The following is an 18,121-nucleotide window of genomic DNA, read 5'->3' on the forward strand; positions in this document are numbered from 1 at the left end:
TCCTCACATTGGCACGATATTAGACTTTTTGTTGGGCGATCGGCTCGCCGTCGTATAGGTGGCAGTTGGAATAACGGCCTGGTTCGATTTGGCGCAGCACGGTTTGGGTGGTTCGACACTGTTCATGCACTTGCGCGCAACGTGCTTGAAAGCGGCAGCCGGTCGGGATTTCGAGTAAGTTGAGCGGATTACCTGGGATACCCACCAGTTGGCGCTTGGGCCCGGTGAGTGAGGGGAATGAGCTGCCCAGCCCTTCGGTGTAGGGGTGATAGGGATTGGTAAGTACTTGTTTGGACGGCGCGACTTCAATCAGCTCACCGGAATACATGATCCCTATCCGGTCGGAAAACTCGACCATGAGCGATAAGTCATGGGTGATAAACAGAATCGAAAAGCCAAACTCTTCTTTTAACGCGTAGATTTTTTGTAAGATCTCGCGCTGCACCACCACATCTAATGCGGTGGTGGGCTCATCCATGATGATCATTTTCGGGTTGAGGGCTAGCGCAATGGCAATTACCAAGCGCTGACGCATCCCGCCCGAAAACTGGTGCGGATAATCGGTCAGGCGGCTGGGGTGAATATCGACAATTTCCAGCAAGCCTTGCGCTCGATTGACCGCTTGTTTACGGGTCATATTGGTGTGACGCATTAATACATCGCAAAATTGATCTTCAAGCGTCAGCACGGGATTGAGGGCATTCATGGCGCTTTGAAACACCATCGACATTTCTCGCCAACGAAAATCACGCATGCGGGCATCGCTATAGTTGAGGATATTCTCGCCGTTAAATAGCACTTCGCCGCCGGTGATAAATGCGGGTGGCTTATGCAGACGCATCAGCGAAAAGGCAACGGTGGATTTACCGCATCCCGATTCGCCAGCCAGGCCAAATACTTCACCGGGGGCAATGTCAAAACTGACGTGATCGCAGGCTCTTACATCACCGGCATCGGTAATGTAGTCCACGCACAGATCACGGATTGAGATAAGTGGGGTGCGACTCATGATTTATCTCCACTGATCAACATGTGTTCGGCAACGGGATTCTCGTCTCGGGCTTTCTTTTCTTGCTGGTTAAGTTTTTTCCAGCGCTTCATCCCTTTTTGCGCACGTAATTGCGGGTTGGCTATTTCATCCACTGCGAAGTTGAGCAAGGCAAGCCCCGTCACCAGTAAGGTCAGCGCAATACAAGGTGCGAGCAGCTCCCACCACGCGCCAATCAGCATGGACGAAGAGGTTTGTACGTTGTAGAGCATGATCCCCCAGCTGATGGTGTTGGGATCGCCAAGGCCTAAGAAGGAAATAATTGACTCCATGGCAATGGCATACATCACTGAGCCAATAAAGCTGGCGCCGACAATAGGCACGAGGTTAGGCAAGATCTCGACAAAGGTGATGCGAAAGCGCGACTCGCCCAGCACTTCAGCGGCTTTCACGAACTCTTTTTCGCGCAGGGCAAGAGTTTGTGAGCGAACCACCCGTGCTCCCCACGCCCAGGAGGTACAGCCAATAATGATGGCGATCGTCAGCGGTCCGGCTTCGCCGATAAACGCGGCGAGCACGAACAAGAGTGGGTATTGCGGGATCACCAACATGATGTTCATCGCGGCGGTAAGCACATCGTCAACCCAACCGCCTAAATAGCCGGCGGTAATGCCAATTAAGGTGGCGAGTACACACACGGTGATCCCGGCGCCAAAACCGACTGCCAGTGAAACGCGAGCACCATGGAGTAACTGGGACCAGACATCGCGGCCCATACGGGTGGTGCCGAGGGCATGCTCCGCGTCTTTTGACATTAATAAGGTACGAGGATGGTCTGCTAAGTGGGTGGCGATCCAGCCATCTGGGTTGGCTTGTGCGGCTTTAACCACAAAGCTTGGGTATTCATGCGGGTTACCGGTGCGTTTATCTGGTGCATGCTGGCTTAGCAGTGGAGCGAATATCGCCATTAAGATAAATAAGCCGACAATGATGGAGCCCGCGCGCGCGATTTTGTTGCGCACAATAAGCGTGAGGAGATCTTTCATGATTCTTTTCCTCCGGTTCGCAGGCGTGGGTCAAGCACCACGTACAGCATGTCAGCAATTAAGTTAAACGAGAGCATAAATAAGGTCATAATCAGCAGGTGGCCTTGCAGTACTTGGTAGTCTCGCGCGTTAATCGCATTCAAAAGTACCGAGCCAAGACCGGGGTAGTTAAAAATAATTTCCACAATCAGCTGGCCACCGATGGCGATACCCAGCGACATCGATAGCGCAGTGACACTAGGCAAGAGCGCGTTACGGGCCGCGTAGTTAAAGACCACGCGGTTTTCGCTTAACCCTTTGCCGCGCGCCATGGTGATGTAGTCTTCCGCCAGCAGATTAATCATGTTGTTGCGCATGTTGACCAAAAAGCCGCCCACTTGAATGATGGAAGCACAAAAAAGCGGGAGTACGGCGTGATAGGCCACATCTTTAATAAAGGTCCAACTGGTCCAGTCGGGCGTGACGCCTGGGGTATAGGCGTATCCGGTCGGAAACCATTTCAACCCAATCGCGAAAATAAACAGCGCGAGCATTGCAATGACCACTTGCGGTACCGCTTGGATAATCAGCATGCCTGGGGTGATCATGGCATCGTATTTCCCGCCGCGTTTCCATGCGGCAAAAATGCCCAAAATCGAGCCCAGGGAAAAAGAGAGCAGCACGGCACTGCCGGCGAGAAAGAGCGACCAGCCAAACGCTTTGCCCAGCAACTCGTTAACTGATAATGGATAAAATTGGATGGAGGTGCCTAAATCCCAGCTCAGCACGTTTTTCATGTAAGTGAAATACTGCATATAGAGCGGGCCATCGACAAAGCCCAGCAGTTGTTTCATTGCCTCAATCCGCTCTGGGGTGACTTGCACTGAGGCGTTGGCAAACATCATGGTGACAGGATCACCGGGCATGGCACGAGGAATTATAAAATTGAGTGTTGCTGCCACTAAAAGGGCAATCATGTAAAAAGTTAGCCGTCGGAAAAAATAACCCATAACCCACACCTTACACAGCGAAGTGGTGATGTTCGTGGCGTGAACACCGTGGAAAAGCGGGCGCGCAAGGCGCCCGATAGTGGTTACTGAACGGGTTTAAGGTCCAGCACATGAAGAAGACGTTCGGGAATGCCGGCCCAGATAGAGGGGCGACCTTTCGGATTGTCTTCGTTCCACCAACCGGTAAAGCGGGTTGTGTTGTATTGATACATTTGCGCGCCAGAAAGCACCGGAATGGTGACTTGATCCTTGGCGATAATCGCTTGAATTTGGTGAGCAATTTCCAGCTGCTCATCTTTATCCGCGGTTTTGTAGAAGCTGTCTAACAACTTGTCGAGCTCGGCATTTTGGTAGTAATGCATCGCGAACCGCGGCATGCCATCCCCTTCCTGTAGGTTGGAGTTATACGCGCTATTCCAGTAAGTGTAAGGGTCGGCACCGTGGAAATAGTTGGTGTAGGCCACATCGTAATCGGCTTCGAGCATGGCTTGGTTATACACCGAGAAATCCGGGGTACGTGCTTTTGTTTTGATACCGGCATCGGCAAGCTGCTCAACCGCAAGCTGTACGGTATTATTAAAGTCAGTCCAGCCATTGGGCGACTGAATTTCTAGCTCAAACGATTTGCCCGATGGTGTTTCAACAAAGCCATCACCGTCTTGATCTGTAAAGCCGGCTTTAGCGAGCAGGGCTTTGGCGCCGTCCAGATCGTAAGTATTGTATTGACGATATTTCTCATGCACTGCGTCGTCTGACCAGGCTTCAAAGGCATAGCCAAGGCCGGATGCAAAGTCATTCACCGTGCCACCGCCATAAAAAGCGATATCAATGATGGTTTGACGATCAATCGCCATCGAGAAAGCACGGCGAAAATCGACATTGGTCAGCGCTTCGCGCTTGGCAGGATCGGGGTCATTAAAGTTGACCATAAAGGCCTGAGTGCCGGCAGCCGGATACCAATAGTGATGGTTTGGATTGGCCGCGGCATAGGTGCGATCAATGTCGGGAATAAACGAGGACGTCCAGTCCATTTCGCTATTGATCACCTTACTCAAAAACTGATCGTTATTGGCAATCTGTGGCACACGCAGGCAATCGACGTCGAGATTATCATTATCCCAATAATGCGGGTTGCGGCACTGAATATAGAGTTGCGAGGTAAAGGTATCGACAGTGGTGAAGGGGCCTGACCCGACAGGATTCTCGTTGGTATATGAGGCGGGGTTGTCGATGTTTTTCCACACATGCTCAGGCACCACGGGGACTTTGACAATCTCATAAGGGACGTTCGAATTAGCTTCAGTGAGCTCAAAGCGGATGGTGTAATCATCAACTTTCTTCACATCGTCGATCCACTGGTTAATCCCCGATTGGTCGAGTTCTGGGTTCGCTTTGACCAAATCAAATGAATACACCACATCATCGGCTGTGTAGGCTTCACCGTCTGACCACTTCACCCCTTTACGCAGGGTAAAGGTGACACTTTTTAAATCGTCTGCCATGTCGAAACCCGTCGCAATACGATAAACGGGCTCGTTGCCTTGTAGTTCATTAAAGACGACCAAAGGTTCATAGACAAAGTCGGTCGTCGTGTGAAGATAGGTCGCTCCTAAATAGGGGTTAAAGTTACGGACGAAGGTATTGAACTCTTTGGGATGAATGGTGAGCTCACTGCGCTCAGCAGCACTTGCGCCAGCACTCATGCTTAACGCACCAATTATTGCAGAGGCAAGTAGGGTCTTGCTGGCAATTCTACTGTTACTCGAAAACATAGCCATTCCTTACTGTTGCTTTCAGTTCACGTGATGGATAGTGGTGAGCTCTTTAATGGACCGCCTGTGAGCTCAATGTTACCGGTTGCTAACGTTCCGCTGTGGTTGTCGTCATGGTGTTATTGCAAGAGGTCGGCCAGCAACTCCCTTCAATAAGCCCCAGTTGTCCCTTTGCTGCAACGGTCGAAATCGTTAAAACCGTAAAAACACCTTTAATCGCCGTTATTTTCGTTAAAATGAAGGGCTTGAGAAGACGATTTTCCATGCAGTTAGTCTCAAAACCGTGAAGCTCATCCTCAACAAACTAAACTTTAAATTATTTATTATCAATTATTTACAGTGTTATCGATTGATATATCGACCCATGTCACACACATTCCCTCTCTTATTTCTCGTCGAAAAATTTATCTTTATTTTTGTTGTGATAAAGCGCGCACTTTCACTTTTAATCTTGGTTTAGATGGCTTTTAGCCATGCTGAATAGGCAGATCCATAATGTTGTTTTGTGTCGATTATTAATTTAATAGGAGGGTGATAGTGAGGACAGGCACTTTATTGATTGTGGGGACAGGCACCTTATGACTGGCACCTTATGACTAAGGTGCCTGTCCCCGTAAGAAGATACCTGCAAGAAGAAAATAAAAACGGCATGGACTTAACGTGTCTGTCCTCCTAAAGGGAAATGTGCCTGTCCTCGTACGGAGCTCTCGTAAGGAGCTAGGAGAAAAGTGCCAGGAGAAAAGTGTCTGTCCCCGGAAGAGGAGAAAAGTGTCTGTCCCCGGAAGAGGAGGCACTTTATTGCGGTGCTGGGTGTGTTGTTAATCGTCTAACAGTAGTTGGCGCAGTTGTTGGTAGTAAGATTCTAGCTGAGTGCGGGTGGTGCTGCGTTTGTCGCAATGATCGAGGATAAAGCGAATGGAATTCAGCACAGTGCGCCACCTTGGCGTTTTGGGAAGGGTTTCTAGCAAGAGGTACTTGTCTAAAGTGCGCGTTTGTAAGCTGCTACGATCAAGGTATACGCGCCATAAGCCGCTTTGTTCGGCAAAGTCGAACTTGGTTTTGCCGGTGGCTTCTTCCCAGTAATCTAACCCTGCAATCATGGCTTCGACAATGAGCTGCCTACGGGTGTTGATTTTACTTTCTTGTTGATGTTCAGCTTTTTCTGCCAGCGCCTCAAACTCACCGCCCATGGCTTTTAATGCGTCCAGTTGGCGAATGTCGCCGCCTAATGCATACCCAGAGAGGGCTTCAATCGCACTTTCAAGGCTTTGTATACGGGTTTGAGAAACGGGGGCATCGTTGTTGATCACGTAGAGGCTGTCGATATCAGATTCTGCAGGAAAACGTAACAACATGCCATCAAGGTGCTCAGGCGTTCCGTCAATAAAAGCGGTAAGTGGCCCTTGATAGCGTTCGCTATGTTGGGCGTGGTCGGGGGCGGTAACGAGTGCGTGGCCGTGCATGCGTTTTACGTCTTCTTTATCGCGCTTAAACAAGCGTGCTGCCGCTTCGTTGACGAACCTAACTTGGCCATCACGACTCATGCCGAGCATGGCTTCGGGCGCAAGAGACAGCTGTGAGATCAGCCAAGATTGTGTTTCGAGCAGGCTGGCTTGTTGTTGTGCGCTTTGCTCTAGTGCCTGTTCAAGGCGTTGATTTTCTTGGCGTCGCTGCTCAGCTTGACTTGCGGTCAGGTGGGTGGCAATCCGTGCGGCCAGCTCTCGTTTATCAAAGGGTTTACTGAGGTAATCATTCGCACCCACGCTAAAGCCATAGACCCTGTCATCCGGCTGGTTGAGTGCAGTGAGCATAATGATGGGAAGTGCGGCATGATCGAAGTGTGTCCTGAGTTGCTCGCAGACGTCAAAGCCACTCATTCCCGGCATCAGTACATCCAAAAGTACCAGATCTGGCGGTGTGGCGATTACGTTATCTATCGCAGTGCGGCCATCGCTGGCGGTTGAAACACGGTAGCCTTCCATGTGAAGAAAGCTGGTTAGGATTTGTTGATTGGTCGGCTCATCATCGACAACCATAATATGCAGCGCGTCTTCGGCTGGAGCGGGGACGCTGGCTTCAGCTGGCTCGGGGAAGCGTTGATCCGCGTCTAAGGGGTGGATATGCTCGGACATCGAGATATGCTGATCAGTCTCATCCGTCAGTGCGGGCATTTCATGTGCTTTGGCAAGCGTGAAACTGAACGTGGTTCCGACCTGTGGTTGACTACTGACATAGAGTTGACCGCCCATCAGTTCAATCAGTTGTCGGCTAATCGATAGTCCTAGACCCGCACCGTGTTGATAGTGATAGTGGCCGCTTACTGCTTGGGCAAGCGGCTCAAAGACTCGGCTGAGTTGTTCGGCGGGGATCCCTTTTCCGGTATCAACCACTTGAACGCGAATACGGTCATCAATGGTATCGGCACTGATCACTATTTTGCCTGCATCGGTGAACTTGATCGCATTGCCAAGCAGATTGTACATAACTTGCTCGAGCCGTTGCGGATCGGCGTATACCCATACTGGCGAATCGCTCAGCTGGTTGATGATCTCCAAGGGTTTATCTTTTTTAAGGTGCTTGGCGAGTGAAAGGACCAATTGTGTCATTGCGTTAACGTCGACAGGGCATTGTTCGAGACCCAGTTGTCCATAACGCATTTTGTGATAATCGAGAAGATCATCAACCAGTTTTGCTAGCCGTTGACCACTGTTAACGATGATCGACAATTGGTATTGGTGATCGCGACTAATTGGGCCGTTCGCACCATCAATCATTGCTTCTGCAATACCTATCATACCGTGTAGCGGCGTGCGTAGTTCATGTGACGTGGTGGCGAGGAACTCATCTTTTAGCGTGTTGGCCAACTGCAGCTCTTGGTTCTGAGCCTTGATGATGGTGAGGTTGGCTTCTAAGGTTTGATTTTGCTTTTGAATTAACTGGATTTTCTCGCGAATAGCATGACGCATGCGCGCAAAACTCACTGCTAGCCGACCCACTTCATCAGGCCGGCGTGTGTGATGGATTTGGGTGTCGAGATCACCGGCACTGACTTTTTCGGCGGCCCACGTAAGCTGAAGGAGTGGTCGAGTAATAAAGTTAGACACATAATGCGATGCAACGACCACGGCGAGGGTCGCGAGCAGCATGGCGACAATAAATAGCTGCTCTAATTGGTGGATTCGTGCGAACGCAACTTGCGTGGGTACCTCGGCGACGAGTCCCCACTTTAAACCATGGCTATCAATGGGGGTATAAGCGGCGAGTAATGTGTTGCCCGAGGGGCTTTGGTAACGGGTGACACCTGTGTTCCCCGCTAGCGCCTTGTCCATCACTGGCGTGCTGTTGGTGATCGCTTTAGAGGTTGCTGATTGCGCACGTACTTGGCCGTCTTTTCCCACCAATAAGGTTTGAATACCATTGGACTCTCTCGGCGCCATTAATGTGGCAAGAGCCTGGTTGGGTAGCCGAAACAGGGCATAACTGTGAAGGTATCCTTGTTGAATAATCGGTGCACCTAGCCAAGCTACGGGTATCCCATCTTGCTCGGGTGAGAAATCTGAAATAACGACATGTGGCGTCGGGTCAAGTTTGCCTTGTATCTTTTGGCTGTGCTGTGTCAAGGCTGAGAAGGTGTGCCCCAATGAGGTATCTCGGAATGGCCCTGTGATTAAATTGGTGCCGTAGTTGGCGTGTTTTTTCACCGAGTAAGTGACGTTGCCTTGTTTATCGACGAGTAAAGCATCATCAAAATCCGCGCGTGTCAGTAACGCCTGATAAGCGCGATGATAGCGTTGATGGAGCAGCCGATAACGCTCAGTGGCTGAATAGTTGGGATCGTCTTTGGCGACGGGCGTTTTTATTTTGTTCCCTGACTCGGGAAGATAACGGCGTTGGGCGTATTGACGGGCTTGTTCAATGTCAGGGCGTAAGCGGCGAAATGCATCGATCAAACCATAAAAATGGCCGCCACTGGCATAGGCTAGCTCAGAGGCCACAAAGCCTAGCACTTCGGCTTCTTGGGCATTCAAGTAATCATTGATTTGCTGCTGCTTGCTGTCTCGAACCGATAAAAGGTGCGCGGTACTTTGCTTTTGCAGATCCTGGCTATAAGCATTTAAAAAAAACAATGCCACCAAAGTGAGTGGAAGAAGGCTTAGTAACAAGAATGCCAGCATCAGGGTATGATGAAGGCGTTTAAATGGGTAGACAGCGAGAAACTTCTTCATAATAAACAGCATTTTCCCTACAGCACTTTAATAAAGGTTGTGGGTTCACTCGTCCTGTCTGAGTCAATGTAAACGTGAATAATCAGGCTTGAGGAACGCATCCTGTTACGACGTTACTGCGTTTTTTCGCTTTGACAAGGAAGTATCGATAGAAGCGTGTTGATTGACGCACTTTTCTATGTATCGCTGCAAGTGAGGGTAGGGTGACAGGTATTGCGTCGGCGGAATAAACCTAAAAAAAGGCCTCAGCATATGCCGAGGCCTTTGAAGAATGCCGTTAAGCCTAGCGATTAGTGCTGGGGCTTGGTCGCAGGCGCATACGCTGATGCACGAGCGCAGGCGCTACCTGCTGCTTTGGCGTCTGCGTTTGGCGCGTTAAACGCGGCGATAGCCACAGGGCTGTGATCGACTGTCTCATTCGGTGCCGGCGCTTTCATCATCGGTGATGTTGCGCGGCGATATTGGATAGTGGCGGTCGGTGCATTGATTGCCACCTCGCGCTCAATCACTTTCTCAGTCACTAAATCGACGTTCGGATCATGCTCCGGTGTCGTGGCCGGTGCGGGTGAAACAGCCACTTGCGGTGTGGCTTCCACCTCAGGCGTCTGCACGGGCTGCACAACAGGCTTCTGCTCAGCCGCGGGTGTGACTACAGAAGATGCAGGGTGGATGGAGACCGGGGCCGCGTCAGCCGGTTTGCTTTGCATGATAATGACTTTACCCATCGCCATTTCAGGACGCGCCACACCACTTACAATACCACTCACACTCTGTTGATGGGTTTGGCGTTTATCTTGGCGACGGCGATCTTGCTTCACCTTGACCGGTTGCTCTGCTGACCACACTTTACCCATTGCCATTTCCGGTGAGGCCATGCCCGTGGTGAGCGGCATTGGGCTTTTCACTATTGGACGGCGACGACGACGCTGGCCACTGGCGCGAAGATGGCGAGGTGAGCGACGGTTACGACGCTTGTCCTGCTGGCCTTCTTTTTTGCCGTTTTCCGGTTGCTGTTTCGCTTGTTGGGCGACTTCGGCACCGACTTGATGCAAGTCTTTGCCTGGCTCGGCGGCAGTCTCGACCGGCGCGTGTGTCTCTGCGATGTCTTTATTAATCCGCACGCTACGGTTTAGCTTACGACGTTGACGGCGCTGTTTAACCTGTTCGGTTTTTTCCGCCTTCTGATCGTTTGGCTTCTGACCTTTATTATCCGCTTTTTCAGCTTGCGGTTTCGCCGCTTTACTGTCGTCTTGTGGTTCGACCGCTGGTGCTTGCTCTGCGGTTTTCTTCGCTTTGTCGCTACGGTTATCGTTGCGAGGCTTCTTGCCTTTACGATTGGTGTCGCGACGTTCTTCTTGGGATTTATTCTGACGACGTTGCTTATTGTTACGACCGCGATCGTTACTGCTGTTATCGCTTTGCTCGTCTTGCGCATCGGGCTTATGGTTGCTAGCCGATGGGTTGCTTCGCGATGAGTTGCCACGCGATTGACTACCGCGAGACTGATTGCGACGATTTTGTTGGTCGCGTGATGATTTCTGACCTTGTTCCTGGCTTGATGCTTCAGGCTTTTGTGTGGTTTGGTTCGTCGCCTCATCACTGGCAGGCGCGCTAAATAGCTTAGCAATAAACTGACCGACTTTTGCCAATAATCCCGGTGTTGTCGCTTTAACGGATGCCTCGGTCGACGCCGTTTGAGCTGGCGCACTTGGCGCTGGTGTCGCGGGTGCGGCAAAGCCTTGCAGAACAGGCTCTTCACGTTTTTTCGCTGGACGTGCTTGTTGTGGCTCTTCGCGTGCTTCTGCTTCTTTTAACGCGTCGATTTGACCGGGCAATTGATAAGACAGGTCAGCCATCTCTTCACCACCGCGGACACGAACCACATCAAAGTGCGGGGTCTGCATTTCGGCGTTTGGTACCACCACCACTTTGACATTGTGGTACTTCTCAATGTGCTGGACGGAGCGGCGTTTTTCGTTGAGCAGATAAGAGGCCACAGGGACAGGAACAATACCGAGTACTTGTGCGGTGTTTTCCTTCATTGCCTCTTCTTCCATCAAGCGAAGGATGGAAAGAGACAGTGACTCGTTATCACGAATGACGCCTGTGCCCTTACAGCGTGGGCAAATATGATGACTGGCTTCCGCCAATGAAGGGCTTAAGCGCTGACGCGACATTTCTAACAAGCCAAAGCGCGAGATGCGGCCGATTTGTACGCGAGCACGATCCATTCGTACCGAATCGCGGAGCATGTTTTCGACTTCGCGTTGATGACGTACTGGGGTCATGTCGATAAAGTCGATCACCACCAGGCCGCCCAAGTCACGCAAACGCAATTGGCGAGCAATTTCTTCTGCCGCTTCGACGTTGGTTTGGCGAGCTGTCTCTTCGATGTCGCTGCCTTTGGTGGCTCGGGCAGAGTTAATATCGATAGACGTCAGTGCCTCGGTCGGATCGATAACAATCGAGCCGCCGGATGGCAAGCGTACTTCGCGTTGGAAGGCCGATTCGATCTGGCTCTCGATTTGATAATGGCTAAAGAGTGGAACTTCGCCATCATAAAACTTAATGCGGCTGACAAAGTCAGGACGAACCAGCTTGATGTGTTCTTGCGCCCGTGTGAAGACTTTTTCGCTGTCGATCAAAATCTCGCCAATGTCGCGACGCAAGTAGTCACGGATAGCGCGCGCAATCACGTTACTTTCTTGATGGATAAGGAAAGGTGCAGGGTTTGCCGCTGCCGCTTCTTTCACCGCTTGCCAATGGTTAAGAAGCACTTTTAAATCCCACTCGAGCTCTTCGGCCGATTTGCCGACCCCAGCCGTGCGGACAATCAGCCCCATGCCTTGTGGCAGCTCGAGGCCGGACATGGCTTCTTTCAGCTGGCTGCGTTCTTCGCCTTCGATACGGCGAGAGATACCGCCTGCACGCGGGTTATTTGGCATCAGAACCAGATAACTACCGGCTAAAGAAACAAAGGTGGTCAGTGCCGCACCTTTATTACCGCGTTCCTCTTTGTCTACTTGGACAATAACTTCCTGGCCTTCTTTCACCACATTTTTGATGTTGGGACGGCCTTGATAGCTGTAACCGGAAGGGAAGTATTCGCGAGCGATTTCTTTGAGCGGGAGGAAACCGTGTCTGTCTGCGCCGTAATCAACAAATGCCGCTTCCAAGCTGGGTTCAATACGGGTGATGCGTCCTTTGTAAATGTTAGCTTTTTTCGATTCATGGCCAGGGCTTTCGATATCGAGATCGTATAACCGTTGACCGTCAACCAATGCGACGCGCAACTCTTCTTTCTGAGTTGCGTTAATCAACATTCTTTTCATCTGATTTTTCTCATTTATTTATCGTTGTTATTAGCGGTTGATGACGAGAGCAGTCGCCAATGCTGCCTGACCCCAAGTCTGATATGATGCAGCCTCCCGGCTGGAGAAAATCAGGGGTGCGCTCGGGCAAGTTTTAATCGGCCAGCTGCAACGGTTTTTATGGCTCACCGGATTACACAGTTGGCGTCCGCCGTTTTTTACCGATGGCGGAGAGCTCTGACACTGACTCACTGCCTCGTGTCAACACACTAACGGGTGCTTTGGGTTTACGTCTTACGCCAATTGCCGCGTAACGCCTTAAAAGCATTCGGAATTATGGTGCTATTGCGGGATTAACCGCATGACGGTTACCGACTGCTCGATTCGCAACCGCACCACTCGCGTTTTTATACCCCGAGCGCCACGTGTTTGCCAAGCGCGATATCTCTATCGCAGGCGATAAACCGTGTGTCAGCTAAGCGTTTGCTTTTCTGACTAACGCCGCAACTATAGCAGGGAGACCAGAGTCCAGCAATCGGCTTTATTGGCTTATGTTGCCTTGATAGAAAAACCCAGTGAATATGGCGTTTTTTTGCACGATTGCCCGGCAGGAAGAGAGCGGAACTCAACGGATTTTGCCGCGATTTTGCGGCATAGTCATCACGTGATTTAACGGCTTTAGCACGCTCAACAGGTGCATGTCAGCACACTTAGAGGTAGAATAATAAGTTATGACAGAACAAAAATCTCAAGTGCGATTTATCGACATCGATGATGATATCGCCGGCCAACGTATTGACAATTTTTTGCGAAATCAGCTGAAAAATGTCCCGAAAAGTATGATTTATCGCGTGCTTCGTAAAGGCGAAGTGCGAGTTAACAAAAAACGGATAAAACCGGAATATAAACTCCAACCGGGAGATGTGGTGCGCGTGCCACCTATTCGTCTTCCCGACAAAGATGAAAAAGCCGCACCCAGCACCAAGTTAGACAAAGTAGCGGCGCTTGAACATTGTATTTTGCACGAAGACGATCATCTGTTAGTGCTTAATAAGCCATCGGGGACCGCAGTGCACGGAGGCAGTGGATTGCAATTCGGTGCCATTGAGGCCATGCGTGCATTGCGACCTAAGGCGCGTTTTTTAGAGCTGGTTCATCGGATCGACCGTGACACCTCAGGGATTTTATTGATTGCGAAAAAACGCTCGGCACTGCGACATTTACAGGCGCAGTTTCGAGAAAAGACGGTGCAAAAAGAGTATTACGCGTTAGTCATGGGCAAATGGCCAGCCAAACAGCGCAAAGTGACTGCACCGCTATTAAAAAATGAGGTGAATAGCATTGTGCGTGTCAACCCTAAGGGGAAACCGTCTGAAACGCGTTTTAAAGTGATTGAAAGCTTTGCTGAAGCCACTTTGGTGCAGGCTAGCCCTGTGACGGGACGAACGCATCAAATACGGGTACACGCGCAGTATGTCGGGCATCCTTTAGCATGGGATGATCGCTATGGTGATCCGCGTTTTGATGCATACACCCGGTCAGTCGGGCTGGATCGCTTGTTCCTTCATGCTGCCAATATCCGTTTTGTGCATCCGGGGAATGAAGACACCATGACGCTCAGCGCGCCGATGGAGCCCAAGCTTGAGCGTGCCCTTGAAGGGCTACGGGCGAAAAACGCATAATTTTTTCCGTATTTCCAGATCGTCAATACGCAGTATTTTGTCGCTGCGTCTTGCAACAGTAAGTGTTGAGAACACGAGGTAAAAATGCACATTGAACCACCGACCACTGTTGATTGTGATGCGGCGTCAAATATGGCAATAAGAAAGCCGCATCCTGCCATTGCCTCTTATTCGTTACTGATTTTTGATTGGGACGGTACGGTGATGGATTCCATTGGACGGATTGTGTCTAGCCTTGATAGGGCAGCACGTTTAACCGGCCAGTTGCCGGTGTTACCGCCTGAACGCTTGCAAGCCATGATCGGTTTAAGTTTGGAAAAGGGCTATCAATTGCTCTATCCCGACGCTGATCCGGCTTGGTATCCGAGCTGGATTGCGCATTATCGTCAGCAATTTGTCCACGACAATCCGACACCGTGCCAGCTTTTTTCTGGCGTCAAAGACACATTAGTGGCATTAAAAGCACAAGGCTTTCAATTAGCGGTTGCGACCGGAAAATCACGAGCAGGCTTAGATCGAGCTATGGCAGAGACAGGCACGCAGGATTTATTTGTTGCGACGCGTTGCGCGGATGAAACGGCATCTAAACCTGACCCACAAATGCTAGACGAAGTGTTGGCGCAAACGGGTATCGCGCGCGAGAAAGCGATTATGATCGGTGATACGGGCCATGACATGCAATTAGCCGTGAATGCGGATATGGCACGGTTGGCTGTTACCTGGGGCGTTGAAGATCACGCTAGCCTAACGACCTTTGGTCCCGTCGCTGTATTGGTCAGCCTCACCGCATTGATAGATCACGCGCCGGTTACAACCGCTAAATCTTAAATCGGCTTCTTGCGGTCCCCCATGTTATCGGCGATTATTGAGTAATAGATTGTATAGGAAGTAAAAGGCATGAATAGAAAAGTAGAGGCCTATGGTGTTGGTGCAATACAGAGGCCAAAAATTAAAGCCAAGAAAAGTCTTGATTTATCGGGTGTTTTAGGACGTCAGATTGTCAAGTCAGAAACCAAGCTGGCTTTACGAACACACTCTAATACCTTTAAAAAGCTCGCTGATATGTAATGGATATTATTAGCTTTCCCTTTGAACGTGTCATTGAGATAAATGCGCTAATTCTGGATTCAGGCCCTGGGATGAAAGGTGCTATTGATTTAGGAAAACTGCAAGGAGCATTGAGTCGCATTGATAACGCTATTATTTACGATGGGCTTGATGATGTGTTCGAGATAGCAGCAAAATACACAGCCTGTATCGCTGTAGCTCACGCGCTTCCCGATGCCAATAAGCGTACTGGTTTAGCGGTTGCACTGGAGTATCTATCGCTCAATGACTTTGAACTAACGCATGACAATTCACTTCTCGCTGACGCTGTGCGAGATCTTGTCATAGGCGAAATTAATGAGCTTGATTTTGCAGACATTTTATACGCACAGTATGCTGGCGTATAAACTAGCTTGACTAGCTTGGTTTTTCGTCATACATGCGATCTTGTGGTAAATCTTTCTGCCTTTTTAGAAAGCAAGTTGTATCGAGATCTGCTCGATACACGCCATTGCTGCAACTTAGATAACCCTAATCCTTTCTTTCTCTAACATCTCGCGTAGCCGAATCAGTGGCAGCCCCACTAATGTATTGGGATCGCGGCCATGCATGGCGTTAAAGAGGGCAATCCCTAAGCCTTCGCATTTAAAGCTCCCCGCGCAATCTAGCGGTTGCTCGATATCGATGTAGCGGACAATCTCCTGCTCGGTGAGCTCACGGAAATCGACATGAAAAGGTTCAACGTCCGATTGATGCTCACCGGTTTCACTATTAATCACCGCCAGCCCCGTGTAAAAGGTCACTTTCTTGCCGCTGGCGCGCTTTAACTGCTCAATGGCGACGTCTCGCTCATGCGGCTTGCCTAAGACTTCCTCGTCAATCACACACACTTGGTCAGAGCCTATAATGATGGCGTTATCGAACAGCGGCATCCCGGCCATCGCTTTTTCGAGTGCGAGCCGTTCCACTAAGTCAGTGGCGCGTTCGTTCTCGAGTCGACTTTCGTCAATGGCAGGTGAAAAAGTCGAAAAGGGGAGGGCGAACTTTTTTAAGAGGGCCTGGCGGTAGGGGGAGCTTGATGCCAGCACAATTTTTGGCGGTTGTGTGGTATGCATGACCGTTCCTTTTTTAAGCGCGCCAGTGTGTCTAAACGACTCGCGCGTGATTGATTTTTGTTAATTGTTCGCACTCAGTCTAACCTGAAAAGATAACTTGCGCGATGTCGGCAAACCGGCCGAGTGGCTATCGAGCCTAAACAGCGACGCGTAGGTAACATTTTCTTTGACTCCAGCGCATTTGGAGGCTAATATTCGCGCCCTATGCAGAAGGTAAAGCTACCGCTGACGGTTGATCCGTTCCGTTGCGCCCAAAAGCAACTCGACTACGATGGTATTGTAGACAAGTCGCGATTGTTGCGCCTCGGTGAGGCAACCCAAAGCATCGATAGTGATGCAGAGGTCATGCTTTCATTCGACATTGATGCCCAAGGCTTGAAAATTGTAACGGGTCGAGCAGCCGTTTCAGTGAGTCTTGAGTGCCAACGTTGTTGGGGGCCGTTCTCGTATCGCTATGAAACTGAATTCGTTTATAGCCCGGTTTTCAATGAAGACCAGGTGGGCAATTTACCGGATGCTTATGAGCCGGCATTAGTCGACGAAAACGGTGAGATTGATCTGATTCAATTGGTCGAAGACGAGTTGATTGTGGCCTTGCCACAAGTCGCCATGCACGAAGATACAGACTGCAAAGTCAGTACGGACAACATGGTGTTCGGGGAAATCCCACTTGCTGATGAGCGTCCAAATCCGTTTGCCGCACTAAAAAACTTAAAGCAAAGTAACGAGGAGTAGGGTCAATGGCCGTACAAAAGAACCGTAAAACCCGTTCTAAGCGTGGTATGCGTCGTTCACACGATGCACTGGGTACTCAAGCTGTATCTGTAGACAAAACCAGCGGTGAAACTCACCTGCGTCACAATGTGACTGCAGACGGTTTCTACCGTGGCCGCAAGGTTATCAACAAGTAAGGTTGACCCTTGACTAGGCTAACCATTGCACTCGATGCGATGGGCGGGGATTTTGGTCCCCAAGTCACAGTGCCTGCCTCCGTGCAGGCATTGTCGCGTTTTGCGGACCTAAAAGTGATGCTAGTGGGCGATGAATCTCGCATCCAAGCGTCGCTTCGTCAACTTAATGCCCAGCATCACCCCCGACTATCCATCGTCCATGCCCCGGACGTAATCCCTAATGATATGCGCCCGTCTACCGCATTGCGACGTAGCGCCGATACCTCCATGCGTGTCGCGCTTGAAAGCGTCGCCAGTGGTGAGGCGGATGCGTGTGTCAGTGCCGGCAATACCGGTGCTTTGATGGCGTTGTCCAAATACCTTCTGAAATTATTACCCGGTATCGACCGACCGGCGCTAGTCACTGCGCTGCCCGGTGCCAATTATCAACGTAAATGGTTACTTGATTTAGGGGCGAATGTGGCCTGTGACGCGGATACGCTCTTCCAGTTTGCGGTGATGGGGGCGGTGTTAGCCGAAGCAGAGCTTGGCCGTACGCCAAGGGTAGGCTTATTAAATATCGGTGAAGAGGCGATCAAAGGGAATGACTGGGTGCGTCGTTGTGCTGACTTGCTTTTGCATAGCCCATCGGTGCATTACACGGGTTATGTCGAAGGCGACCAGATTTACACCGGTGAAACGGATGTGATTGTCTGTGATGGTTTTGTTGGCAATGTCGCATTAAAAACCAGCGAAGGCGTCGCCCGTTTGATCACTGATAAGGTGAAAGCGCACCTTAATCCTCATCCTATCAAGCGCTGGATCGCGAAATGGCTATTTTCTGAGCTTTTAAATCAACTCCAACAGCTGAAACCCGACCAGTACAACGGCGCAAGTTTGCTAGGATTGCGCAGCATCGTTGTAAAAAGCCACGGACGCGCAGATATCGCCGCTTACGAAAACGCTATTTTTGAAGCGGTGCACGAGGTCGAACGGCAAATCCCAACTAAGATAAGTGACCGTTTAGAGGCAGTTCTTCTCGAGAGGCATTAGTA

14 protein-coding genes are annotated in these 18,121 nt (G+C 50.4%); 7 read left to right on the top strand and 7 right to left on the bottom strand.

The window, feature by feature from the left end:
* Window positions 1-19 precede the first annotated feature (19 nt).
* The 6 genes from BZJ21_RS08465 to rne form a co-directional block, all read right to left on the bottom strand.
* Window positions 20-1,009 (bottom strand): ABC transporter ATP-binding protein, encoded by a 990-nt coding sequence (locus BZJ21_RS08465; RefSeq protein WP_077461207.1) that lies wholly within the window; start codon window positions 1,007-1,009, stop codon window positions 20-22.
* A complete protein-coding gene (locus BZJ21_RS08470) occupies window positions 1,006-2,034 on the bottom strand; it encodes an ABC transporter permease (protein WP_077646596.1) in 1,029 nt (342 codons plus the stop codon). The genes BZJ21_RS08465 and BZJ21_RS08470 overlap by 4 nt, the downstream gene beginning before the upstream one ends.
* Window positions 2,031-3,023 (bottom strand): ABC transporter permease, encoded by a 993-nt coding sequence (locus BZJ21_RS08475; RefSeq protein ID WP_077669553.1) that lies wholly within the window; start codon window positions 3,021-3,023, stop codon window positions 2,031-2,033. The genes BZJ21_RS08470 and BZJ21_RS08475 overlap by 4 nt, the downstream gene beginning before the upstream one ends.
* An 83-nt stretch (window positions 3,024-3,106) precedes the next feature.
* A complete protein-coding gene (locus BZJ21_RS08480; RefSeq protein ID WP_077669554.1) occupies window positions 3,107-4,795 on the bottom strand; it encodes an ABC transporter substrate-binding protein in 1,689 nt (562 codons plus the stop codon).
* Between the two features lie 818 nt (window positions 4,796-5,613).
* A complete protein-coding gene (locus BZJ21_RS08485) occupies window positions 5,614-9,021 on the bottom strand; it encodes a hybrid sensor histidine kinase/response regulator (RefSeq protein WP_077669570.1) in 3,408 nt (1,135 codons plus the stop codon).
* Window positions 9,022-9,311: 290 nt separating this feature from the next.
* Window positions 9,312-12,344 carry a ribonuclease E gene (gene rne, locus BZJ21_RS08490; protein ID WP_077669555.1) on the bottom strand — a complete coding sequence of 1,011 codons (3,033 nt, stop codon included), beginning with the start codon at window positions 12,342-12,344 and terminating at the stop codon, window positions 9,312-9,314.
* A 719-nt stretch (window positions 12,345-13,063) separates the two neighbouring features.
* Between rne and rluC the strand changes: the two genes are divergently transcribed.
* The 4 genes from rluC to BZJ21_RS08510 all read left to right on the top strand — a co-directional run bounded on the left by rluC (window position 13,064) and on the right by BZJ21_RS08510 (window position 15,468).
* Window positions 13,064-14,014: a 23S rRNA pseudouridine(955/2504/2580) synthase RluC gene (gene rluC, locus BZJ21_RS08495; protein ID WP_021023160.1), complete on the top strand. Its 951-nt coding sequence runs from the start codon at window positions 13,064-13,066 to the stop codon at window positions 14,012-14,014.
* Between the two features lie 84 nt (window positions 14,015-14,098).
* Window positions 14,099-14,842 (top strand): HAD-IA family hydrolase, encoded by a 744-nt coding sequence (locus BZJ21_RS08500; RefSeq protein ID WP_236719538.1) that lies wholly within the window; start codon window positions 14,099-14,101, stop codon window positions 14,840-14,842.
* 69 nt (window positions 14,843-14,911) lie between these two features.
* Window positions 14,912-15,082, top strand: coding sequence for a hypothetical protein (locus tag BZJ21_RS08505; RefSeq protein WP_021023158.1), 171 nt, complete (start codon window positions 14,912-14,914; stop codon window positions 15,080-15,082).
* A complete protein-coding gene (locus BZJ21_RS08510; RefSeq protein ID WP_077461212.1) occupies window positions 15,082-15,468 on the top strand; it encodes a type II toxin-antitoxin system death-on-curing family toxin in 387 nt (128 codons plus the stop codon). The genes BZJ21_RS08505 and BZJ21_RS08510 overlap by 1 nt, the downstream gene beginning before the upstream one ends.
* 114 nt (window positions 15,469-15,582) lie before the next feature.
* Here the strand turns inward: BZJ21_RS08510 and BZJ21_RS08515 are convergent, their stop codons facing one another.
* Window positions 15,583-16,176 (bottom strand): Maf family protein, encoded by a 594-nt coding sequence (locus tag BZJ21_RS08515; RefSeq protein ID WP_077461213.1) that lies wholly within the window; start codon window positions 16,174-16,176, stop codon window positions 15,583-15,585.
* A 204-nt stretch (window positions 16,177-16,380) separates the two neighbouring features.
* On the opposite strand from BZJ21_RS08515, the gene yceD reads away from it, so the two are divergent.
* From yceD to plsX, 3 genes are read left to right on the top strand one after another with little or no spacing between them, the layout of a single operon-like run.
* Window positions 16,381-16,911, top strand: a complete 531-nt coding sequence (yceD, locus tag BZJ21_RS08520) for a 23S rRNA accumulation protein YceD (RefSeq protein ID WP_021023156.1) — start codon at window positions 16,381-16,383, stop codon at window positions 16,909-16,911.
* Window positions 16,912-16,916: 5 nt separating this feature from the next.
* On the top strand, window positions 16,917-17,087 hold the full coding sequence (gene rpmF / locus BZJ21_RS08525) for a 50S ribosomal protein L32 (RefSeq protein ID WP_021023155.1): 171 nt from the start codon (window positions 16,917-16,919) through the stop codon (window positions 17,085-17,087).
* Between the two features lie 9 nt (window positions 17,088-17,096).
* Window positions 17,097-18,119 (top strand): phosphate acyltransferase PlsX, encoded by a 1,023-nt coding sequence (plsX, locus tag BZJ21_RS08530; protein WP_077669556.1) that lies wholly within the window; start codon window positions 17,097-17,099, stop codon window positions 18,117-18,119.
* Window positions 18,120-18,121: the final 2 nt, after the last annotated feature.

This window comes from Salinivibrio costicola subsp. alcaliphilus (assembly GCF_001996185.1).
In the GTDB taxonomy this organism is placed as follows: Bacteria; Pseudomonadota; Gammaproteobacteria; order Enterobacterales; family Vibrionaceae; genus Salinivibrio; species Salinivibrio costicola.

What these genes read in the sequence shown, in the direction of transcription:
- BZJ21_RS08465 (WP_077461207.1), bottom strand. Translation starts at nt 1,009, where the DNA reads ATGAGTCGCACCCCACTTATCTCAATCCGTGATCTGTGCGTGGACTAC.
- BZJ21_RS08470 (WP_077646596.1), bottom strand. Translation starts at nt 2,034, where the DNA reads ATGAAAGATCTCCTCACGCTTATTGTGCGCAACAAAATCGCGCGCGCG.
- BZJ21_RS08475 (WP_077669553.1), bottom strand. Translation starts at nt 3,023, where the DNA reads ATGGGTTATTTTTTCCGACGGCTAACTTTTTACATGATTGCCCTTTTA.
- BZJ21_RS08480 (WP_077669554.1), bottom strand. Translation starts at nt 4,795, where the DNA reads ATGTTTTCGAGTAACAGTAGAATTGCCAGCAAGACCCTACTTGCCTCT.
- BZJ21_RS08485 (WP_077669570.1), bottom strand. Translation starts at nt 9,021, where the DNA reads ATGAAGAAGTTTCTCGCTGTCTACCCATTTAAACGCCTTCATCATACC.
- rne (WP_077669555.1), bottom strand. Translation starts at nt 12,344, where the DNA reads ATGTTGATTAACGCAACTCAGAAAGAAGAGTTGCGCGTCGCATTGGTT.
- rluC (WP_021023160.1), top strand. Translation starts at nt 13,064, where the DNA reads ATGACAGAACAAAAATCTCAAGTGCGATTTATCGACATCGATGATGAT.
- BZJ21_RS08500 (WP_236719538.1), top strand. Translation starts at nt 14,099, where the DNA reads ATGCACATTGAACCACCGACCACTGTTGATTGTGATGCGGCGTCAAAT.
- BZJ21_RS08505 (WP_021023158.1), top strand. Translation starts at nt 14,912, where the DNA reads ATGAATAGAAAAGTAGAGGCCTATGGTGTTGGTGCAATACAGAGGCCA.
- BZJ21_RS08510 (WP_077461212.1), top strand. Translation starts at nt 15,082, where the DNA reads ATGGATATTATTAGCTTTCCCTTTGAACGTGTCATTGAGATAAATGCG.
- BZJ21_RS08515 (WP_077461213.1), bottom strand. Translation starts at nt 16,176, where the DNA reads ATGCATACCACACAACCGCCAAAAATTGTGCTGGCATCAAGCTCCCCC.
- yceD (WP_021023156.1), top strand. Translation starts at nt 16,381, where the DNA reads ATGCAGAAGGTAAAGCTACCGCTGACGGTTGATCCGTTCCGTTGCGCC.
- rpmF (WP_021023155.1), top strand. Translation starts at nt 16,917, where the DNA reads ATGGCCGTACAAAAGAACCGTAAAACCCGTTCTAAGCGTGGTATGCGT.